The sequence below is a fragment of the candidate division KSB1 bacterium genome (assembly GCA_022562085.1).
Taxonomy (GTDB): Bacteria; Zhuqueibacterota; Zhuqueibacteria; order Oceanimicrobiales; family Oceanimicrobiaceae; genus Oceanimicrobium.
Genome location: JADFPY010000413.1, coordinates 1 through 3,663 on the forward strand (window position 1 = coordinate 1; position 3,663 = coordinate 3,663).

General features: G+C 41.2%; 6 protein-coding genes. 1 reads left to right on the forward strand and 5 read right to left on the reverse strand.

Features of this window, described 5'->3' with window-relative positions; translation table 11 throughout:
* From IH879_21420 to IH879_21440, 5 genes are all read right to left on the reverse strand, one after another.
* The coding region (locus IH879_21420; GenBank protein ID MCH7677487.1) for a hypothetical protein at positions 1-432 on the reverse strand (432 nt) is incomplete at its 3' end.
* A 43-nt stretch (positions 433-475) separates the two neighbouring features.
* Positions 476-1,024 carry a biotin transporter BioY gene (locus tag IH879_21425; protein MCH7677488.1) on the reverse strand — a complete coding sequence of 183 codons (549 nt, stop codon included), beginning with the start codon at positions 1,022-1,024 and terminating at the stop codon, positions 476-478.
* Between the two features lie 39 nt (positions 1,025-1,063).
* Positions 1,064-1,261, reverse strand: coding sequence for a DUF2283 domain-containing protein (locus IH879_21430; GenBank protein ID MCH7677489.1), 198 nt, complete (start codon positions 1,259-1,261; stop codon positions 1,064-1,066).
* Positions 1,258-1,500 carry a hypothetical protein gene (locus tag IH879_21435; GenBank protein ID MCH7677490.1) on the reverse strand — a complete coding sequence of 81 codons (243 nt, stop codon included), beginning with the start codon at positions 1,498-1,500 and terminating at the stop codon, positions 1,258-1,260. Before IH879_21435 ends, IH879_21430 begins: the two co-directional genes overlap by 4 nt.
* A gap of 99 nt (positions 1,501-1,599) precedes the next feature.
* Complete coding sequence (locus tag IH879_21440; protein MCH7677491.1) at positions 1,600-2,295, reverse strand: RNA pseudouridine synthase; 696 nt, start codon at positions 2,293-2,295, stop codon at positions 1,600-1,602.
* A 1,027-nt stretch (positions 2,296-3,322) separates the two neighbouring features.
* On the opposite strand from IH879_21440, the gene IH879_21445 reads away from it, so the two are divergent.
* A partial coding sequence (locus IH879_21445) for a hypothetical protein (GenBank protein ID MCH7677492.1) occupies positions 3,323-3,663 on the forward strand: 341 nt, incomplete at its 3' end.

A 3,663-nucleotide genomic window follows, 5' to 3' on the forward strand; every position in this document is an offset into this window, starting at 1 on the left:
TTTTTCCTTTAAATCAATGAAAAAGTGCGGCTCGTCCCAAAATAGAACATCCGCGCCAATCTCTGCGGCATCTTCGATCCACTGGTAGATAAATTCTCGAAACTTCTCGTTGTTAAAGCACACCGCCGGCGCGATCTCACCGTCAGGGAGAATTTGGCAGGCATCGATATTCTTTAATGCAAAACTACTGTAGGTCTCGCCGCCGAAAACCCGGCCAACACCCCAAGGATCGAGGTAGCATTCCAAGCCGGCGTCTTTCGACATAGAAACCATTTCTCGCAGGGTCTCCTTATAAAACTGCTGATCGTTTTCCGAGAAGGTATGCACGATAAAGTTACAGTTGTGGGTGAGGATTTCTTCTAAATCGCTGATAAAGTGGCGCGGGTTACGATTACCGAAGTAGCTGACGCCGGTTTTGATTGCCTTCTTCATTCAATGAATATACTTCTTGCGGAACAAAAAGACAAGTCGAAACTCAGGGGTGAAGGATTTTGCTTAGCCTAAACGTAAGCAGAGAACTCACCGCTATTTTAATAATATCTCCGGGAATGAAAATCGCAAATCCAACCCAGAGAGCTTTTGAGAAGGGAATGGGCTTGGCGATAATGTACTTCAAATTCAGATAAAGCACGGTTACACCAGGAATAAAAATCACGAGTACTCCGATTGTGGTTACCAGGCAAATTTTTAAAAACGTTGGCGATTTAGTTGTGCCCGGAATATTCCACCCCCAGAGCAGATGGCCAATTGTAAATGCCGCAAGCGGGTAGCCGAGGAGGTACCCAAAAGCAGGCTGGAACACATATCCCGGACCGCCGCCCTGGGAAAAGATCGGTGCACCCAGAAGACCGACAGCTAAATAAATCAGCTGACTCAAAGCGCCAAACTTTGCCCCTAAAAGCGATCCGGAAAGAATGACAAAAAAGGTCTGCAGGGTGATTGGGACATAAGGAAGGGGAATTTTTATAAAGGATCCGGCTGCAGTCAAGGCAGCGAAAAGGCTGGCTAAAATATAGAACTGCAGCCGTTTTGAATTTTTGTCGGATATGTCTGCTGTCAATCTTTAAGCTGCTATGGTCTCGTAAGAAAAGTTGAGCTTTTTAGATGATGAATTAGCATGTTCCACGGTAAAGCTTACAACCTTCCCTTCAGAATCGAGATCCACATACAGGTTTTCATTTAATTCTTTCGTTTGAGCTATATGAGAATCCGACAACTCAACATAAAGCGTGTCCGTGTCCTCAAAATATTTTACTTTCACTTTTTTTCTCCCTTGAAAGATCTATCAAAGAATGCATTGTGAACCGTTTCACCATCTTCAAGCACGACTACTCTCAAATATTTATCCACTTCTTCTATTCTACCCCAAAGCTTCTTTCGACCGTCAGTTTGAATTTCTGTCTGCAATGGCGAATCAAGAACCCTCTGAATCCATTCAATTTTAATATCCTTGCGATCGGGTTGCTGTCTTCTAAAATCAAAATATTTAGTTTTTTTCATAAAGAATTAAAACTTCTCGATATGATACCCATAATAAACATGAAATTCAATCAAATAGTGAGGTTCGTTGTTTGTGGCGGTTCTGCTACCTCAGCAAAACTATTTTCCTAAAGCCAAGAATTGCTGCCAAAACTCCTCTTCAGGTAAAGAGGCGGAAAGTGAAACAAGTTCTTTCTTAATTGGATGCTCAAAACTGAGTTTTCGTGCATGCAAATGAATGCTGGCATCCGGATTTGGCTCGGCATATCCGTACTTGATATCTCCTTTAATGGGGCACCCGGCTGCCGCCAATTGCGCCCTTATTTGGTGAGGTCTGCCTGTTACCGGATGTACTTCAAGTAACCAATGGTTTCTTAAACTCCCCAAAACCTTATAAGATAGTTCCGCCTTCCGGGCCTCTCCTTGCGGCTTATCAAAGGTCGTCGTTTTGTTTTTCGCTGGATTTTTTTTTAGCCAATGAATTAATTTACCTGCCACCTCATTGGGCCTGCGTTTCGTAATAGCCCAATACGTTTTATAAACTTCTCTTCGGCGGAACAACTCATTCATTTTTGTTAGCCCTTTAGATGTTTTTGCCAGTACGACTAAACCACTAACCGGTCTATCTAATCTATGTAACACGCCACAAAAAACATTTCCCGGCTTATTGTACTTTTCCTTTAAATACTGTTTCACAATCTCCGATAATGGCGTATCGCCCGTACTATCTCCTTGTACCAAAACGCCGCTTTTTTTATTGACAACGATTAAATGATTGTCTTCATATTCTACATGGAATTCGTTGGGGGTATTCACCGGATTGCTCTCAAAATTCTTTTTTAAGATTTATTTCCACTTGTATCTCTTTAATAATCTTGTAGGGCATTTTTGATTAATTTTAAGTGATTTGTTTTACCCGCATTGCTTGCTAATTAAATCTTCGGGTACACCAATTGTTGTTTTTATACTCTTTGACCTACATTGTAGGCTGACACATTTGGCACGATACAATGGCAAGTGGACGGACTCCCAGGATGCAGAAAGTAATAGAGAGTTCTGTTTCAAATCCTCTATCTCTAATTGACCGGGGTGCCCCGCCATCCTGAGGGCTGATGCCGGTATTCCCCTGATCGGAAAACTAACCCTCATAGATAAAAATTTTTTCCTCGAAAAACAACGAAAAAGTTATCTTTTTTGCGAAAAAGGCAAAACCCGCCGGGGAGGGAGATGGCGTGGGTAGGGTGCGATTAGCAACCGGTGGATGGACAGTTTTTTAGAAGGGTGCCGAAGTAGAACTCGATGAGAAATTAGTCAATTTACCCTTGAAGTGGTTGAGGAACAAAGAACTCCGAAAATGTTCTGAGCCCCTTTGAAAAAAGGGTTGGATCACCTATTACGATCTAATAGCAATCCAGAGTTATTGTATGATGTAATTCCTGATATGTACGGTCTTTAGAAGCCTTGTCACGGATAGTTCCAGGACGTTCGGACTTATCAGCCAAGAGGGAACTTTTCTTATCTAAGATAAAATCTTCGGAAGAATATAAACCAATTCTTAAGGAGTATATTCCCCTTTCTCAGCACTTCTCGCTGACTCAAAATATTCACTCCATTTAAATCGAAAACATATCCACCATTGTTGATGGGAGGCTGTTTGACATGGGAAGGCTGACATCAATGATTAGTCTTTTACTCTTGTAATTATGATGAAAATTCATATTCCTATTGCATATTATGTAAGACTTTCTTTATATTTTATCAAACCTCTTACACACCGGCGGTTTAATTTGTTTAGGCGGTGATTGGCAGTTTATTTCTATAGTTCGGCGAAAAAAACATGACTATGAAAGATAGGTTTTGGCAAATTGTAGCAGCTCTTTTTTCTGGCGTTGTAGCTGTGGCAATGGCTATGCTGGCGTCTTATTTGAGTCAGAGATCGGACGCAAAGGAATTTACCGCAGAAGTAATATCAAGTGGTAAACTCCTTAATGAAGAACTTCTTTCTACTTCTGAGGATTTTAGATTAATCTACCAAGGAAAAGATATACCCAACGTTGCAGTTTCAAATATAAGAATGACAAATAGCGGTAGAAAACCAATACGTACTGATGATATAGAAGTCCCGATTAGCATCGGTCTCAATAGTACGGAAATAATTTCATCGAGAGTGATTTCTTCTGCTCC